Annotated in this window: 16 protein-coding genes; 14 read left to right on the top strand and 2 right to left on the bottom strand. The window is 53.6% G+C overall.

What is annotated here, in order from left to right; genetic code table 11:
• Positions 1–16: 16 nt before the first annotated feature.
• From ACMGGS_RS05045 to ACMGGS_RS05035, 3 genes are read left to right on the top strand one after another with little or no spacing between them, the layout of a single operon-like run.
• On the top strand, positions 17–1,762 hold the full coding sequence (locus ACMGGS_RS05045) for a sulfatase (RefSeq protein ID WP_414165275.1): 1,746 nt from the start codon (positions 17–19) through the stop codon (positions 1,760–1,762).
• Positions 1,763–1,805: 43 nt separating this feature from the next.
• Positions 1,806–2,531, top strand: a complete 726-nt coding sequence (locus ACMGGS_RS05040) for a GntR family transcriptional regulator (protein WP_414165274.1) — start codon at positions 1,806–1,808, stop codon at positions 2,529–2,531.
• 42 nt (positions 2,532–2,573) lie between these two features.
• Complete coding sequence (locus ACMGGS_RS05035; RefSeq protein ID WP_414165273.1) at positions 2,574–3,872, top strand: anaerobic sulfatase maturase; 1,299 nt, start codon at positions 2,574–2,576, stop codon at positions 3,870–3,872.
• A gap of 111 nt (positions 3,873–3,983) precedes the next feature.
• Here the strand turns inward: ACMGGS_RS05035 and ACMGGS_RS05030 are convergent, their stop codons facing one another.
• Complete coding sequence (locus ACMGGS_RS05030; RefSeq protein ID WP_414165272.1) at positions 3,984–4,799, bottom strand: dienelactone hydrolase family protein; 816 nt, start codon at positions 4,797–4,799, stop codon at positions 3,984–3,986.
• A 254-nt stretch (positions 4,800–5,053) separates the two neighbouring features.
• Here ACMGGS_RS05030 and udp point away from each other — a divergent pair, with 254 nt between their 5' ends.
• The 9 genes from udp (at position 5,054) to tatD (ending at position 13,285) form a co-directional block, all read left to right on the top strand.
• The gene (udp, locus tag ACMGGS_RS05025; protein ID WP_176917609.1) at positions 5,054–5,815 is read left to right on the top strand and encodes a uridine phosphorylase; all 762 of its coding nucleotides are present in this window, start codon (positions 5,054–5,056) and stop codon (positions 5,813–5,815) included.
• A gap of 284 nt (positions 5,816–6,099) precedes the next feature.
• Positions 6,100–7,533 (top strand): DNA recombination protein RmuC, encoded by a 1,434-nt coding sequence (gene rmuC / locus ACMGGS_RS05020; RefSeq protein WP_414165271.1) that lies wholly within the window; start codon positions 6,100–6,102, stop codon positions 7,531–7,533.
• 66 nt (positions 7,534–7,599) lie between these two features.
• Entirely contained in the window at positions 7,600–8,355 is a 756-nt protein-coding gene (ubiE, locus tag ACMGGS_RS05015) for a bifunctional demethylmenaquinone methyltransferase/2-methoxy-6-polyprenyl-1,4-benzoquinol methylase UbiE (RefSeq protein ID WP_414165270.1), read from the top strand.
• A 12-nt stretch (positions 8,356–8,367) separates the two neighbouring features.
• The gene (gene ubiJ, locus ACMGGS_RS05010) at positions 8,368–8,973 is read left to right on the top strand and encodes a ubiquinone biosynthesis protein UbiJ (protein WP_414165269.1); all 606 of its coding nucleotides are present in this window, start codon (positions 8,368–8,370) and stop codon (positions 8,971–8,973) included.
• Positions 8,970–10,610, top strand: coding sequence for a ubiquinone biosynthesis regulatory protein kinase UbiB (ubiB, locus tag ACMGGS_RS05005; RefSeq protein WP_414165268.1), 1,641 nt, complete (start codon positions 8,970–8,972; stop codon positions 10,608–10,610). The genes ubiJ and ubiB overlap by 4 nt, the downstream gene beginning before the upstream one ends.
• Positions 10,611–10,706: 96 nt before the next feature.
• The gene (gene tatA / locus ACMGGS_RS05000; RefSeq protein WP_176917614.1) at positions 10,707–10,961 is read left to right on the top strand and encodes a Sec-independent protein translocase subunit TatA; all 255 of its coding nucleotides are present in this window, start codon (positions 10,707–10,709) and stop codon (positions 10,959–10,961) included.
• 3 nt (positions 10,962–10,964) lie between these two features.
• The gene (gene tatB, locus ACMGGS_RS04995) at positions 10,965–11,495 is read left to right on the top strand and encodes a Sec-independent protein translocase protein TatB (protein ID WP_176917615.1); all 531 of its coding nucleotides are present in this window, start codon (positions 10,965–10,967) and stop codon (positions 11,493–11,495) included.
• A gap of 2 nt (positions 11,496–11,497) precedes the next feature.
• Positions 11,498–12,265: a Sec-independent protein translocase subunit TatC gene (gene tatC, locus ACMGGS_RS04990; RefSeq protein WP_176917616.1), complete on the top strand. Its 768-nt coding sequence runs from the start codon at positions 11,498–11,500 to the stop codon at positions 12,263–12,265.
• Positions 12,266–12,502: 237 nt separating this feature from the next.
• Positions 12,503–13,285: a 3'-5' ssDNA/RNA exonuclease TatD gene (gene tatD, locus ACMGGS_RS04985; protein WP_414165267.1), complete on the top strand. Its 783-nt coding sequence runs from the start codon at positions 12,503–12,505 to the stop codon at positions 13,283–13,285.
• 3 nt (positions 13,286–13,288) lie between these two features.
• Here the strand turns inward: tatD and rfaH are convergent, their stop codons facing one another.
• The gene (gene rfaH / locus ACMGGS_RS04980) at positions 13,289–13,777 is read right to left on the bottom strand and encodes a transcription/translation regulatory transformer protein RfaH (protein WP_414165266.1); all 489 of its coding nucleotides are present in this window, start codon (positions 13,775–13,777) and stop codon (positions 13,289–13,291) included.
• Between the two features lie 176 nt (positions 13,778–13,953).
• On the opposite strand from rfaH, the gene ubiD reads away from it, so the two are divergent.
• Positions 13,954–15,435, top strand: a complete 1,482-nt coding sequence (ubiD, locus tag ACMGGS_RS04975; protein WP_414165265.1) for a 4-hydroxy-3-polyprenylbenzoate decarboxylase — start codon at positions 13,954–13,956, stop codon at positions 15,433–15,435.
• Between the two features lie 83 nt (positions 15,436–15,518).
• Positions 15,519–16,220, top strand: a complete 702-nt coding sequence (fre, locus tag ACMGGS_RS04970; RefSeq protein WP_194208615.1) for an NAD(P)H-flavin reductase — start codon at positions 15,519–15,521, stop codon at positions 16,218–16,220.
• The last annotated feature ends 192 nt before the right edge of the window (positions 16,221–16,412 follow it).

Raw genomic sequence — 16,412 nt, 5'->3', positions numbered from 1 at the left:
GAGGAAGGAGTAAAGCATGAAAGCGATTATGTTGATGTTTGATTCGCTGAATAAGCGCCTGCTGTCGGCTTATGGCAACGACAGCACCATTACGCCGAATTTTCAGCGGCTGAAAGAGCGTACTGTCCGCTTTGATAATTTTTATGTCGGCAGTATGCCCTGCATGCCGGCCCGTCGGGAGTTGCATACCGGGCGCTATAATTTTTTACACCGCGGCTGGTCGCCGCTGGAACCATTCGATGATTCGGTTCCGGAGCTGCTTAAAAAGAGCGGGATTCACACACACCTTGTGACAGACCATAAGCACTACTGGCGCGACGGCGGGGCGACTTACCATTCACGTTACAGTACCTATGAATTTATTCGCGGCCAGGAAGGGGATAGCTGGAAAGGCGTCGTTGATAAACCGGAATATCACTATGAATCCGGCGAGCCGGAGGAGATCAAACAGCGGCGGATCGCCAGCCGGGTCCAGCATCAGATCAACGTGCAGTTTATGCAGAACGAAGACGATCACCATCTGGCGCGAACGATCGATAAAGGGCTGGAATTTATCGAGACTAACCACGCCAGCGATAACTGGTTTCTGCAACTGGAATGCTTCGATCCGCATGAGCCGTTTTTCGTGCCGGAAAAATACCTGAAAATGTATGGCATTGACGATCCTGCGCAGTTTGATGGCTGGCCGCCCTATTATTTCGTTACCGAAAACGCTGAACGTAAGAGCCTGATCCAGAAATATTACATGGCGCTGTTGACCATGGTGGATGCGTATGTCGGCAAAGTGCTGGACTACATGGATCGTTACGATCTGTGGCGCGACACCCTGCTTATCGTCAATACCGACCACGGCTTCCTGCTCGGCGAGCACGAATGGTGGGGGAAAAATATTATGCCGCTGTACAACGAAGTGGCGAATATTCCCTGCTTTATCTGGCATCCGCAGTATGGCTGCGCGGGCGAATCGCGGCAGGCGCTGGCGCAAACCATTGATATTCCCGCGACGCTACTGGACTGCTTTGGTCTGGATAAACCGGCGGATATGCAGGGCGTGTCGCTGCTGCCCGTACTGCGCGACGACACGCCAGTGCGTGATTACGCGCTGTTTGGCTACCACGGCTGTCATATCAATATTACCGATGGCCGCGACGTCTATATGCGCTCGCCCGTTGAGCACGGTATCGACGGCCTGTACGAATATACGCTGATGCCGACGCGCATTAATCGCCGCTTTAGCCCGCAGGAGCTGCGAGAAACGACGCTGCATCCGCCGTTCAGATTCACTAAACAGTGCCCGGTGATGAAAATTCCTGCCGAGTCGGTGATGACGCGTGGGGCCGATCGTTTTGGGCATCGCCTGTATGATTTAAAGGCCGATCCGACGCAGCAAACCCAGTGCCATGACGAGCAGGCGGCGCGGCGACTGCGGGAGAATATGATTCGGATGATGCAGGAAAGCGATGCGCCTGAGGAACTGTATTCGCGCTATGGTCTGGATGATGCGCACAGCCCATTGTTAGGGCTGGACCCGCATCTGCTGCCGGAACTGGCCGCCTTTGCGCCGCAGGTACGCTATGGCCTTTTCGCCTTATTACAACATCTGGAAGGTAGCGGGCAGAACGCGCTGGCTGAAAGGCTGCGAACCCTCAGCCAGGTCAACTGGAATAAGGAAAATTTGTGGGCTTTCGTACAGAATGAGCTTCCGACGGAGCAGCATCCGGCTGTGTACTATAAGATGGCGTTAGAAATGCGACTCGATTGAGAGGGATCCCCGGCCCCGGCCGGGGAAAAGGAGTGCGGTATTAATGAAAGAAGAACTGGACTATTCTCGCGGCGCGAAGCCCTTATATGCCCAACTGTATGACATTTTGCTCTCCAGGCTGAAAGCGGGGGAATATAAGAAAAACGATATCCTTCCTACTGAAGCGGAGTTTGAAGAACGCTTTGGCGTGAGCCGGATCACGGCCCGGCGCGCGCTGGCAGAACTGGTAGCAAAAGGGCTGGTTAAACGGCAAGCAGGTATTGGTACCATGGTGATCAGTACCTCTGAAAAGCAGGCGATCAAAGCCCGTATTTGCCTTATCGACGGTCGTCAGCAGAATGCGATTTCACGTAATAACCTGAAACTGGAGTTTCGGCTGCCGCCAAAAGAGGTCGCAGAGGCTTTTGCCATAGGGGATAAAACGCGGCTTCAGTACCTTACCCGCACGATTTCCCGCCAGAATGAACGTCCGGCGCAGGTAAACTATATCTGGTTGACGTCGCGGCTGGAAAACCTGTCGCTGAATGATTTTGACGGCGGTTTGTATTGTTTTCTGGAGGAACGCAATGAAAATATCGACAGCTATCAGGACATTATCACGTCTGAACTACCCACTGATGAGGACTGCGCTATTTTGCAAATCCCGCCTTCCGAACCTTTACTGGTAAAAACCCGCAAAGGTTATAACGAGAGCAGAGAGCTGGTTGAATTTGCGGTTTCAAAACATATCGCCAGTAGTTATCAGTACATCGTTGAGAACAGCCGCTGATATCAGCACGCGCAACTCAACAGGTCACAGAGAGAATGAAGTATGGCTATCAACGGTTGTCACGTCATGGCAAAGCCAACGGGTTCAGTATGCAACATTGATTGCCAGTACTGTTTCTATCTTGAAAAAGAAGCGCTTTATCCGGAGCGCAACAAAAACTGGCGGATGTCGGATGAAACGCTGGAGTCCTACATACGTCAGCATATCGAGGCGCAAAGCGGTAACGAGGTGAACTTTGCCTGGCAGGGCGGTGAGCCGACGATGATTGGACTGCCCTTTTTCCGCCGGGTGGTAGAACTGTGCGAGAAGCATGCTAACGGCAAAAAAATCAGTCATGCCCTGCAAACCAACGGTATTTTGCTCAATCCGGAATGGGCGCAGTTTTTTGCCGAGCATCATTTTCTGATTGGTCTGTCCGTCGATGGCCCCGCACATCTGCATGATAAATATCGCGTAACGCGTTCAGGTAAAGGCACCCACGCGCAGGTGATGGCAGGCATGGCGCTGCTCAAAGAGTACAACGTTGAGTTTAATACTCTGACTGTGGTGGGCGCGCATAACGTCGCTCACGCCCGCGACGTGTACGAGTTTTTGTTGGCAGCCGGTTCCCGCTATATCCAGTTTATCCCGCTGGTGGAGCGGATGAGTACCGAAGCATCGCCGGTACTTAATCTGGTGATGCCCGGTGAGAGCGCGGCAAAACTGGCACCGTGGACGGTGCCCTCGTGGCAGTACGGCGAATTCCTTAACCAGATCTTTGATATCTGGGTGCGGCGCGATGTCGGAAACGTCTACGTGCAGATGTTTGATGTGGCGCTCTCGGCCTGGTGCGGCCAGCCGCCGGTGCTGTGCGTGTTTTCTGAAAACTGCGGCCATGCTTTCGCTCTGGAATCTAACGGCGATCTCTATAATTGCGACCACTATGTCTACCCTGAGCATATGCTGGGCAATATTCATCAGAAAAGTATTAAAGAGATGAATAACAGCGAGCAGGCCATTACGTTTGGTCGGGCTAAGCGGGAGACGCTGACCGCCGACTGTCGTAAGTGCGACTATCGTTTTGTTTGCCACGGCGGTTGTCCTAAACATCGTTTTGCCGTCTCGCCTTCCGGGCATCCTGGTCATAACTATCTGTGCGCAGGGTATGAACATTTCTTTCGCCACATCACGCGTAACATGAACATCATGAAGGATCTGGTCACCAACGGCTATCCGCCGCAGGCGATCATGCGTGTGCTGGCGCAGGAAAAAACGGTCAATGCGGGGAGTGTGAATCGTAACGATCCCTGCCCCTGCGGTAGCGGCAAAAAATATAAAAAATGCTGTGGGATGTCTGCCTGACGGTTACGAATAACACTTTAATATTGATGGTTTTGTAGGCCGGGTAAGGCGAAGCCGCCACCCGGCAAAACGGCGCACACAATAGCAACCCCAGGTTTACCACCAACCTCATTATTCCGCTTTTTTACCCACATAGCGGGCAAACCATGCCAGCATTTTCTGCCAGCCATCTTTCGCCGAGGCCTCATGGTAGCTCGGACGATAATCCGCATTAAACGCGTGCCCGGCTTCCGGGTAGACAATAATGTCCGCCGTTGCATTGGCGTCTTGCAGCGCCTGACGCATTCTCTCCAGGCTTTCCTGAGGAATACTGTTGTCCTGAGCACCATACAGGCCCAGCACGGGCGCACTCAGCTCGGTGGCCACATCCACAGGATGTTTCGGCGATTTTAACGTCTGATCGCCGACCACTTTGCCATACCACGCCACGGCAGCTTTAAGCTGAGGATTATGCGCGGCATACAGCCAGGTAATGCGTCCGCCCCAGCAAAAACCGGTGATGGCAAGGCGATGAGCGTCGCCGCCATTACGCGCAGCCCAGTTCGCGACATGGTCCAGATCGGCCAGCACCTGCGCATCCGGCACGTTAGCCACCAGCTCTTTTAACAGCGTGCCAACGTCATCATAAGCATTGGGATCGCCCTGACGGAAATAGAGTTCCGGGGCGACAGCCAGATAGCCTTCCAGCGCCAGCCGACGACATAAATCGCGGATATGCTCATGTACGCCGAAAATTTCCTGCACTACGATAATGACAGGCAGCGCACCTTCCGCGTCTTTTGGCCTGGCGTGATAAGCGGGCATGTGCTCGCCCTGTGTCGGGATAGTGGTTTCACCGGTCGCGATAGCGTCTTCAGGCGTGCGAACAATGGTGGAAGCATGGGGTGAGGCCGCGGGTGCGAAACCCGGCTGATTATCAGTAGTCATGGCATTCTCCGTACCCAGTATTAGCGCAGAGTTAACTATAGACTCCACGTTAACAATTCACCGCATCAGATGCCGATTCGAAATGTCACCTGAACGACGCGTTAGGTTTGTTAATGTGATCAATATCACTATTTTATGGAAATGAACTGCAATAAGTTTCTACATGAGTGACTGTGGTCACGAAATAATCCCGGTCACTTCTGTAAAGTACCTTTTTGCTTCTTCTGACAAACTGACCCACAGAGGAGTTTTTTATGTCTAAGTCTGATGTTTTTCATCTCGGCCTCACCAAAAACGATCTACAAGGGGCTACGCTGGCTATCGTCCCTGGCGATCCAGAGCGTGTGGAAAAGATCGCCGCGCTGATGGATAAGCCGGTCAAGCTGGCATCCCATCGTGAATTTACCTCCTGGCGTGCAGAACTCGACGGTAAAGCGGTTATCGTGTGTTCAACCGGTATCGGCGGACCTTCTACGTCTATTGCCGTTGAAGAACTGGCGCAACTCGGCATTCGTACTTTCCTGCGCGTGGGGACCACTGGCGCGATCCAGTCCCATATTAACGTTGGCGACGTTCTGGTGACCACGGCTTCCGTGCGTCTGGACGGTGCCAGCCTGCACTTCGCGCCGATGGAATATCCGGCAGTGGCTGATTTCGCCTGTACTACCGCGCTGGTGGAAGCGGCGAAGGCGGTTGGCGCGACAACCCACATTGGCGTAACCGCCTCTTCCGACACGTTCTACCCAGGCCAGGAGCGTTACGATACGCATTCAGGGCGTGTGGTAAGCCGTTTCAAAGGCTCAATGGAAGAGTGGCAGTCCATGGGCGTGATGAACTACGAAATGGAGTCAGCCACGCTGCTGACCATGTGCTCCAGCCAGGGCCTGCGTGCCGGGATGGTTGCTGGCGTGATTGTTAACCGCACCCAGCAGGAAATTCCGAATGCGGAAACCATGAAACAAACCGAGAGCCATGCGGTGAAAATTGTGGTTGAAGCCGCTCGCCGTCTTCTCTGACAAACGTTATACCGTGGAATATGCCTGGCGGTGCTGCGCTTGCACAGGCCTACGGGTTACGAATAACTTATTGATATTTTCTGTTTTTGTAGGCCGGGCAAGGCGAAGCCGCCACCCGGCAAAACGGCTCGCACAATAGCAAAACCTGGTTTGTCATCAACCTCAAGGGCCGACATGTTCGGCCCTTTCTTTTTGCGTAACGCTTCGCAGAAAAACCTTTTAAGCTGGACGTTTATACAGCAAAGCCGTATTTTGCAGGGTGAATGAGTTATGCAGGAGGGTGAATGGACAGCGCAATCATTATCAGCGTACTACTGATGCTGGCAGGGATCGTCGTCGGCTGGCTGGCGGCAAGCTATCGTGCCGCGCAGCAGCAGGCCGAGATCCTTGCGGAGCAGCGGGAGGTTTTTGGTGAACTGAGCGCCGCAAAGCAGCAGCTTGCCCAGCACAGCCACTGGCGCGACGAGTGCGAACTGCTGAATAACGAGCTGCGTAGCCTGCGGGAAATCAACACCTCGCTGGAAGCCGACCTGCGCGAAGTAACGACCCGCCTTGAAGCGTCTCAGGACAAAACCCGCCAGATGGTCAACAGCGAGCAGCGGCTTAACGAGCAATTTGAAAACCTCGCCAACCGAATTTTCGAGCACAGTAATCGCCGGGTGGATGAGCAAAATCGCCAGAGCCTGCATGGCTTACTGACGCCGTTGCGTGAGCAACTTGACGGTTTTCGCCGCCAGGTGCAGGACAGTTTTGGTCAGGAGGCGCGAGAGAGGCACACTCTGGCACATGAAATTCGTAACCTCCAGCAGCTTAACGCGCAAATGGCGCAAGAAGCCCTTAATCTCACGCGCGCCCTGAAAGGCGATAACAAAGCGCAGGGAAACTGGGGAGAAGTGGTGCTGACTCGCGTCCTGGAAGCCTCCGGCCTGCGTGAAGGCCATGAATATGAAACGCAGGTGAGCATCGAAACCGACACCCGCTCGCGAATGCAGCCGGACGTCATCGTGCGCCTGCCGCAGGGCAAAGACGTGGTCGTCGATGCCAAAATGACGCTGGTGGCCTATGAACGTTACTTCAACGCGGAAGAGGATTATACCCGCGAGGCAGCGCTCCAGGAACATATTGCCTCGGTACGCAATCATATTCGCCTGCTGGGGCGTAAAGATTATCAGCAGTTGCCGGGGCTGCGCAGTCTCGACTATGTGCTGATGTTTATCCCCGTTGAACCGGCATTTTTGCTGGCCCTTGACCGCCAGCCGGAGCTGATTACCGAAGCGCTGAAAAACAACATTATGCTGGTCAGCCCGACCACGCTACTGGTGGCGCTGCGCACCATTTCCAACCTGTGGCGCTACGAACATCAAAGCCGCAACGCGCAGCATATCGCCGAGCGTGCCAGTCGCCTGTACGACAAAATGCGGCTGTTCGTTGACGATATGTCGTCGGTGGGGCAAAGCCTCGATAAAGCGCAGGACAACTATCGTCAGGCGATGAAAAAACTGACCTCCGGGCGCGGTAATGTGCTGGCACAGGCAGAAGCTTTTCGCGGGCTTGGCGTGGAGATCAAGCGCGAGATTAATCCGGATTTAACCGAGCAGGCGACCGCTCAGGATGAAGAATTTCGACTACGCTCAGGAGCGGACGCCGATGACGAGCGCGAATTCTCTGCGGAAAATACCGGGATTCATGAGCTAAACTCCTTCTCTCGCGGCGGTTGAGTCATAGGGTAAACGTTCTTGATCTGTTACACTTTACGAACAATTTCTTGATAAGCAGGCCTTAAGATGGACGAGAATTCTCAGGATACGACGCATTTTGGTTTTCAGACTGTCGCCAGCGCACAGAAAGCTGACATGGTGGCACATGTATTCCATTCCGTTGCCGCAAAATACGATGTCATGAACGATCTGATGTCGTTCGGCATTCATCGCTTATGGAAGCGTTATACCATCGATTGTAGTGGTGTGCGTCGCGGGCAAACCGTGCTGGACCTGGCGGGAGGAACCGGCGATCTTACGGCAAAATTCTCCCGTCTTGTCGGTGAAACCGGCCGCGTTGTGCTGGCGGATATTAACGACTCTATGCTGAAGATGGGACGCGAAAAGCTGCGTAATCTCGGCGTCGTGGGCAACGTTGAATACGTTCAGGCCAATGCCGAAGCGCTGCCTTTCCCGGATAACACCTTTGACTGCATCACCATCTCCTTCGGCCTGCGTAACGTGACCGATAAAGAAAAAGCGCTGCGCTCCATGTATCGCGTGCTGAAACCGGGCGGACGTCTGCTGGTGCTGGAATTCTCAAAACCGATTATCGAGCCGTTAAGTAAAGCCTATGACGCTTACTCGTTCCATGTCCTACCGCGCATCGGTCAGATGGTGGCGAACGATGCAGAAAGCTACCGTTATCTGGCTGAATCCATCCGTATGCATCCCGATCAGGAGACGCTGAAGGCGATGATGGAAGAGGCGGGGCTTGAGAACGTGAGCTATTACAACCTGACGGCAGGTATCGTCGCGCTGCATCGTGGCTATAAGTTTTAACAGGAGAGCGTAATGCCGTTTAAACCCTTAATCACTGCGGGTATCGAAAATGTCCTCAACGCGTTCCTGTGGCGTGAACGCGGTCTGAAACCTGCCCGCCAGCGTCTACAGGGAAAAGTATTACGCGTTGTGCTGCAAGAGTTCTCCTCGCCGTTGGTGCTCAGTTTTAGCGAACGTCAGATTGATGTGCTGGGTGAGTGGGAAGGTGAGGCGGACTGTACGGTGATTACTCGCCTGAATGTGCTGCCAAAACTGCGCGACCGCCAGCAGCTTACCGCGCTTATCCGCAGCGGTGAGCTGGAAGTGAACGGCGATATTCAGGTGGTGCAAAACTTTGTCGCCTTGAGCGATCTGGCCGAGTTTGACCTGGCGGAGCTGCTGGCTCCGTGGACAGGCGATATTGCTGCCGAAGGCGTCAGTCGCTTTCTACGCCGTGGGGCAACCTTTCTGAATCGTAGCGTGCAGCGCCAGCAGCGCTATGTGGCTGATGCGCTGACGGAAGAGTGGCGTCTGGCACCGGGTGCGCTGGAAGTGGCGTGGTTTGCTGAAGAAGTCGCTGCCGTCGAACGTTCGGCGACGAATCTGACGACACGGCTGGAAAAACTGGAGGACAAATGACCCCAGGTGAAGTTCGCCGCCTGTATTTTATCATCCAGACATTTTTGAGCTACGGGCTGGATGAGCTGATCCCAAGAATGCGCCTTACGCTGCCGCTGAGACTCTGGCGGCGCACGCTGTTCTGGATGCCCAATCGTCACAAAGACCGGCTGTTAGGTGAACGCCTGCGCCTGGCGTTACAGGAGCTGGGGCCGGTATGGATTAAATTCGGGCAGATGCTCTCAACCCGCCGTGACCTCTTCCCGCCGCAAATCGCCGATCAACTGGCGATGTTGCAGGACAAGGTCGCGCCTTTTGACGGCGTACTGGCTAAACAACAGATTGAAAAAGCGATGGGCGATCTGCCGGTAGAAACGTGGTTTGAGGATTTCGATATCAACCCGCTGGCCTCGGCATCGATTGCTCAGGTGCATACGGCGCGGCTTAAAGATAACGGCAAAGAGGTGGTCATCAAGGTGATCCGTCCGGATATCCTGCCGGTCATCAAAGCCGACATGAAGCTTATCCGACGGCTGGCACGTTGGGTGCCACGGTTGTTACCCGATGGTCGTCGCCTGCGCCCGATGGAAGTGGTGCGTGAATATGAGAAGACACTGATCGACGAGCTGGACCTGCTGCGTGAAGCGGCGAATGCTATCCAGCTACGCCGCAATTTTGAAGATAGCCGCATGCTGTACGTGCCGGAAGTGTATTCCGACTACTGTAGCCAGAATATGCTGGTAATGGAGCGTATTTACGGCATTCCTATTTCTGATATCGCCCAGCTTGAGCAGCACGGCACCAACATGAAATTGCTGGCCGAGCGCGGCGTGCAGGTTTTCTTTACCCAGGTCTTTCGCGACAGTTTTTTCCATGCGGATATGCATCCCGGTAACATTTTTGTGAGTTACGATCATCCTGAAGATCCGCAGTATATCGGCATTGACTGCGGCATCGTCGGGTCGCTTAACAAAGAAGATAAGCGTTATCTGGCTGAGAATTTTATCGCCTTCTTTAACCGCGATTACCGTAAAGTAGCGGAACTGCATGTGGATTCCGGCTGGGTACCGCCAGACACCAACGTGGAAGAGTTTGAGTTTGCGATCCGTACCGTTTGCGAGCCTATCTTTGAGAAGCCGTTGGCAGAAATCTCGTTTGGCCATGTGCTGTTGAACCTGTTTAACACGGCGCGCCGTTTTAATATGGAAGTACAGCCGCAGCTTGTCCTCCTGCAGAAAACGTTGCTGTATATCGAAGGGGTGGGCAGACAGCTCTATCCGCAGCTTGATTTATGGAAAACCGCGAAACCTTTCCTTGAAACGTGGATCAAAGATCAGGTGGGCATTCCTTCGCTGATCCGGGCGTGCAAAGAGAAAACGCCGTTCTGGATCGAAAAAATGCCGGAAATACCTGAATTGATTTACAACAGCCTGCGTCAGCACAAACAATTGCAACATAGTGTTGATAAAATCGCTGTGGAACTTCGGGTCAATCACGTGCGGCAGGGACAATCCCGCTATTTGTTTGGAATGGGAGCCACGTTGATTCTCAGTGGTACGCTGCTGTTGATTAATCGGCCTGACTGGGAAATGATGCCCGCCTGGCTTATCGCTGGTGGCCTTGTGATATGGCTTATCGGCTGGCGCAAAACGCGCTAAATTTCGCATCGCGATTGCAAAAGCGCCTGGCGTATAATGCGATCTGCTTATTTATTCACACTCGTCACCTTGCGAGTTTGTCATTGAGGGTTTTGTATGGGTGGTATTAGCATCTGGCAGTTACTGATCGTCGTCGTAATTGTGGTATTGCTGTTTGGTACCAAAAAACTCAGTTCGCTGGGTTCTGATTTGGGTTCCTCGATCAAAGGCTTCAAGAAAGCCATGAGTGATGAAGATGAGAAGAAGACGCCACCGGCTCAGGATGCGGACTTCTCAACTAAAACCCTTGCGGAAAAACAGGAAGAGGCCAGGAAGGAAGAGATCAAACGCCACGACGACAAGCAGGTGTAATTCGTGTTCGATATTGGTTTTAGTGAACTGCTACTGGTATTCGTTATTGGCCTGATTGTTCTTGGGCCAAAGCGTTTGCCGGTGGCCGTCAAAACGGTTGTCGGCTGGATCCGTGCGCTGCGCTCGCTGGCTTCCACGGTGCAAAATGAACTGGCTCAGGAGTTAAAGCTCCAGGAGCTGCAGGACAGCCTCAAGAAAGTGGAAAAGGCCAGCCTCAACAACTTATCGCCTGAATTAAAAGCTTCAATGGATGAGTTGCGTGAAGCCGCGGAATCCATGAAACGCTCTTACAGCGCTCACGATCCCGAGAAAGAGAGTGACGAAGCCCATACCATCCATAACCCGCTGGTAAAAGGTAACGAAGCGCAGCACGAAGGCGTCACACCTGCGACGGCAGAAAACCAGGCCAGCGCCCAGGAACAATCCCCGCAGGAACCTGCCGTGGAAAATGTTGACGCTGCTGTAACGCTCACCAAAAAACCGGTTGCGGCACCCGTTTCTGACTCATCTTCTTCTTCAAGTGATAAAGCGTAAACATGGCCGTAGAAGACACTCAACCCCTTATTGCGCATCTGATTGAGCTGCGCAAACGCCTGCTTAACAGCATTATTGCTGTTATTGTCATTTTTCTGGCACTGGTTTCTTTTGCTAATGAAATTTACTACCTGGTGTCCGCACCGCTGATTAAGCAAATGCCGCTGGGTGCCACGATGATTGCCACCGATGTGGCGTCGCCGTTTTTCACGCCGATTAAACTGACCTTTATGGTGTCGGTGATTTTGTCCGCGCCGGTGATCCTTTATCAGGTCTGGGCCTTTGTTGCGCCTGCGTTGTATAAGCATGAGCGCCGTCTGGTGATGCCGCTGCTGGTCTCCAGTACGCTGCTGTTTTACATCGGGATGGCGTTTGCCTATTTCGTTGTATTTCCGCTGGCGTTTGGTTTCCTGACGCATACTGCGCCGGAAGGTGTGCAGGTCTCGACGGATATCAGTAGCTACCTGAGCTTTGTCATGGCGCTGTTTATGGCCTTCGGCGTCGCCTTCGAGGTACCGGTTGCCATTATCCTGATCTGCTGGTTAGGGGTGACAACGCCGGACGATTTGCGCGCCAAGCGTCCCTACGTACTGGTAGGCGCGTTTGTGGTCGGAATGCTGCTGACGCCGCCGGATGTGTTCTCGCAAACGTTGCTGGCAATTCCGATGTATTGCCTGTTTGAAGTAGGCCTGTTCTTCTCGCGTTTTTATGTCGGCAAACGGCGTACCCGCGATGAAGATGCCGCGCAGGAAGCTGAAAGCGAAGAATAGTTAATTGTACGTAAAGGGCGGCTGAAGTTAGATGGCAAAACTGTTTTGTATATTGTATGCGCCGTTTTGCCGGGTGGCGGCTTTGCCTTACCCGGCCTACGAAAATCATCAATATCAGTAAGTTATTCGCAATCCGTAGGCCTGTGCAAGCGAAGCGCCGCCAGGCATCAGTCCACGGTATAACGTTTGTCAGCAGTCTGACCGCCCGTTCAGGGCGGTTTGTTTTTGGGGAAAACGATGTTTGATATCGGGGTGAATCTTACCAGTTCGCAGTTTGCGAAAGACTATGCAGAGGTTGTGGCCCGCGCGCGAAACGCAGGTGTTAGCGGGATGCTGCTGACCGGTACTAACCGACATGAAAGCGAACTGGCGCAGCGGATGGCGAGGGAACTGGTCAATTGCTGGTCAACCGCGGGCGTCCATCCTCATGACAGCAGTAGCTGGAACGCGGAGGTTGCTGACGCTATCTACGCGCTGGCATCGCAGCCGGAAGTGGTGGCGATGGGGGAGTGCGGGCTGGATTTTAACCGCAATTACTCCACGCCGCAGGCGCAGGAAGCCGCATTCAGCGCGCAACTGGCGATGGCCGCTGAACTTGCAATGCCGGTGTTTCTCCACTGCCGTGATGCACATTCACGTTTTATGACCTTGCTGGAACCCTGGCTGGATAAGCTGCCGGGCGCAGTCGTTCACTGTTTTACCGGGACGCGCGAGGAAATGCAGCAGTGTATCGATCGGGGGTTGTATATCGGCATCACCGGCTGGGTGTGCGATGAACGACGCGGGCTGGAACTGCGGGAGCTACTGCCTTTTATCCCCGCAGAACGGCTGATGATTGAGACCGATGCGCCCTGGCTACTGCCGCGCGATATCCGGCCGAAACCTGCTTCCCGGCGTAACGAACCCGCGCTGCTGAAACATATTCTCGAGCGTGTGGCGCACTGGCGCGGCGAAACCGCAGACACGCTGGAAAGTATCACTGACGCCAATGTCAGGGCTTTATTTGGAATACAGTTTTAAGCGTCAGACCTTACGGAATTCGGTATTTTTCACGCTGTGCATGACCTGTTTATTTAACAAGTTCAGCAGCAGCATAGAGCGGGCTTCGCCGTCAGGCTCGGTGAAAATCGCTTCCAGACCTTCAAATGCGCCTTCGGTGATGAGCACGCTGTCGCCAGGGTAAGGCGTGCCTGGATCGGTGATCCCTTCAGGCTTAGCGATAGAAAGCTGGTGAATTACCGCAGAGGGAACGGTCGCCGCTTTTACGCCGAAACGGACAAAATGGCTGACGCCGCGCGTGGCGTTAATGGTAGTGGTGTGAATAACTTCCGGATCGAACTCAACAAACATATAGTTGGGGAACAAAGGCTCACTGACCGGGGTACGTTTGCCGCGCACCATTTTCTCCAGGGTGATCATGGGCGTCAGGCAGTTTACCGCCTGGCGTTCGAGATGCTCCTGAGCACGCTGAAGTTGTCCGCGTTTGCAGTACAGTAAATACCAGGCTTGCATAATGACTCTATTCCGCTAATCCGGGGCGCAAGCATAACAAAAGGACGCCCTTAAGTTAATTATAATCCCCGCTGATTGTTAGCAAGATCAGAATTCACCCTAATTTAACAAAAATACAGCATCCCCCAGCCTTAGGCCGTATAATAAACCGCTGACAAAGAGGCCATACTGACGCCATGAAATACCACGACTTACGCGATTTTCTGACGCTGCTGGAACAGCAGGGTGAACTTAAACGCATCACGCTTGCGGTCGATCCTCATCTTGAAATCACCGAAATTGCCGATCGCACGCTGCGGGCGGGCGGGCCTGCGTTGCTGTTTGAGAATCCAAAAGGTTACACCATGCCGGTGCTGTGCAATCTCTTCGGCACGCCTAAGCGCGTGGCGATGGGCATGGGCCAGCAGGACGTTAAGGCGCTGCGTGAGGTTGGCAAGCTGCTGGCCTTTTTGAAAGAGCCGGAACCACCGAAAGGGTTTCGCGATCTGTTCGATAAACTGCCGCAGTTTAAGCAAGTGCTGAATATGCCGACGAAACGTCTGCGTGGCGCGCCCTGTCAGCAAAAGGTGTTCCAGGGCGACGAGATCGATTTATCACGTATTCCGATTATGACCTGTTGGCCAGAAGATGCCGCGCCGCTGATCACCTGGGGGCTGACGGTCACTCGCGGCCCGCATAAAGAGCGGCAGAATCTGGGCATTTATCGCCAGCAGTTGATTGGCAAAAATAAGCTGATTATGCGCTGGCTGTCGCATCGCGGCGGCGCGCTGGATTATCAGGAGTGGTGTGCAGCCCATCCGGGCGAGCGCTTCCCGATTTCAGTGGCGCTGGGTGCCGATCCGGCGACTATCCTCGGCGCAGTCACGCCGGTTCCTGATACGCTCTCCGAATATGCCTTTGCCGGCCTGCTGCGCGGCACCAAAACCGAAGTGGTGAAGTGTGTCTCAAACGATCTCGAAGTACCTGCCAGCGCGGAAATCGTGCTTGAGGGATATATCGAGCCAAGTGAAATGGCACCGGAAGGCCCCTATGGCGACCATACAGGTTACTATAACGAGGTCGATAACTTCCCGGTCTTTACCGTCACGCATATTACCCAGCGTGAAGATGCGATTTACCACTCCACTTATACCGGACGTCCGCCAGACGAACCGGCGGTACTGGGCGTCGCGCTCAACGAAGTCTTTGTGCCAATTTTGCAAAAGCAGTTTCCGGAGATCGTCGATTTCTACCTGCCGCCGGAAGGGTGCTCCTATCGGCTGGCCGTGGTGACGATGAAGAAGCAATATGCCGGTCACGCGAAGCGCGTGATGATGGGCGTATGGTCCTTCCTGCGCCAGTTTATGTACACCAAGTTCGTTATCGTTTGCGATGATGACGTTAACGCCCGCGACTGGAACGACGTGATTTGGGCGATCACTACCCGTATGGACCCAGCCCGTGATACGGTACTGGTAGAAAACACGCCAATTGATTATCTGGATTTTGCCTCTCCGGTTTCTGGCCTCGGCTCAAAAATGGGCCTGGATGCGACGAATAAATGGCCGGGTGAGACGCAGCGCGAATGGGGAAGACCCATTAAAAAAGATCCAGACGTAACGGCACGTATTGATACCATCTGGGATGAACTGGCTATTTTTACTGAAAGCAAAAGCTAACCCCGGACGGTAAATCAGAGTGGCATATCGCCATTCACCTGCAACCTGAAATGTGACGAGTATAGACCCGACAGAGGGAAACCATGACAACCTTAAGCTGTAAAGTGACCTCGGTGGAAGCGATCACCGACACTGTGTATCGCGTCCGTCTGGTGCCGGAAACCGCGTTTTCCTTTCGCGCAGGCCAGTACCTGATGGTCGTTATGGATGAACGTGACAAACGTCCGTTCTCCATGGCTTCTACCCCGTCTGAAAAAGAGTTTATCGAGTTGCATATCGGTGCCTCGGAGCTGAATCTCTACGCGATGGCCGTTATGGATCGCATTTTGAAAGAGCGAAATATCGTTATCGATATTCCTCATGGCGAAGCCTGGCTGCGCGAGGATGAAGATCGTCCGTTGATTTTGATTGCCGGCGGAACGGGCTTTTCCTATGCACGCTCTATCCTGCTTACCGCGCTGGCACAGAACCCGGATCGCCACATCACTATTTACTGGGGCGGGCGTGAAGAGAAGCATCTTTACGATCTATCCGAGCTGGAAGCGCTTTCCGTCAGTCATCCCAATCTGCGGATTGAAGCGGTGGTGGAACAACCGGAAGAAAACTGGCGCGGGCGTACCGGTACGGTGTTGACCGCCGTGCTTCAGGATCATGGCTCGCTGGCCGCGCACGATATCTACATCGCCGGTCGTTTCGAAATGGCGAAAATTGCCCGCGATCTGTTTTGTAATGAACGCGGCGCGCGCGAAGATCGCCTGTTTGGCGATGCCTTTGCGTTTATCTGATCGTGATACCGGGAAGACGGCGTTTTCCCGGTTTTTACCTGTATAGTAAACTTATCTCAGCGCTCATCTTGCTGTATCGCTTACTTTCATCTCACTGAAAATTGTGAGGTTGTACGCAAATAACACTTTTTACTCCCTCCGTTTACCCTTTCACAATTGCGTATAGTAAACAAAATCCTCATTCTGCTGTTT

The sequence above is a fragment of the Superficieibacter sp. BNK-5 genome, assembly GCF_047456055.1.
GTDB lineage: Bacteria > Pseudomonadota > Gammaproteobacteria > Enterobacterales > Enterobacteriaceae > Superficieibacter.
This window is presented reverse-complemented; position numbering and strand designations above follow the sequence as displayed.

Coding starts and splice junctions, on each gene's coding strand:
- ACMGGS_RS05045 (WP_414165275.1), top strand. CDS start 17: ATGAAAGCGATTATGTTGATGTTTGATTCGCTGAATAAGCGCCTGCTG.
- ACMGGS_RS05040 (WP_414165274.1), top strand. CDS start 1,806: ATGAAAGAAGAACTGGACTATTCTCGCGGCGCGAAGCCCTTATATGCC.
- ACMGGS_RS05035 (WP_414165273.1), top strand. CDS start 2,574: ATGGCTATCAACGGTTGTCACGTCATGGCAAAGCCAACGGGTTCAGTA.
- ACMGGS_RS05030 (WP_414165272.1), bottom strand. CDS start 4,799: ATGACTACTGATAATCAGCCGGGTTTCGCACCCGCGGCCTCACCCCAT.
- udp (WP_176917609.1), top strand. CDS start 5,054: ATGTCTAAGTCTGATGTTTTTCATCTCGGCCTCACCAAAAACGATCTA.
- rmuC (WP_414165271.1), top strand. CDS start 6,100: ATGGACAGCGCAATCATTATCAGCGTACTACTGATGCTGGCAGGGATC.
- ubiE (WP_414165270.1), top strand. CDS start 7,600: ATGGACGAGAATTCTCAGGATACGACGCATTTTGGTTTTCAGACTGTC.
- ubiJ (WP_414165269.1), top strand. CDS start 8,368: ATGCCGTTTAAACCCTTAATCACTGCGGGTATCGAAAATGTCCTCAAC.
- ubiB (WP_414165268.1), top strand. CDS start 8,970: ATGACCCCAGGTGAAGTTCGCCGCCTGTATTTTATCATCCAGACATTT.
- tatA (WP_176917614.1), top strand. CDS start 10,707: ATGGGTGGTATTAGCATCTGGCAGTTACTGATCGTCGTCGTAATTGTG.
- tatC (WP_176917616.1), top strand. CDS start 11,498: ATGGCCGTAGAAGACACTCAACCCCTTATTGCGCATCTGATTGAGCTG.
- tatD (WP_414165267.1), top strand. CDS start 12,503: ATGTTTGATATCGGGGTGAATCTTACCAGTTCGCAGTTTGCGAAAGAC.
- rfaH (WP_414165266.1), bottom strand. CDS start 13,777: ATGCAAGCCTGGTATTTACTGTACTGCAAACGCGGACAACTTCAGCGT.
- ubiD (WP_414165265.1), top strand. CDS start 13,954: ATGAAATACCACGACTTACGCGATTTTCTGACGCTGCTGGAACAGCAG.
- fre (WP_194208615.1), top strand. CDS start 15,519: ATGACAACCTTAAGCTGTAAAGTGACCTCGGTGGAAGCGATCACCGAC.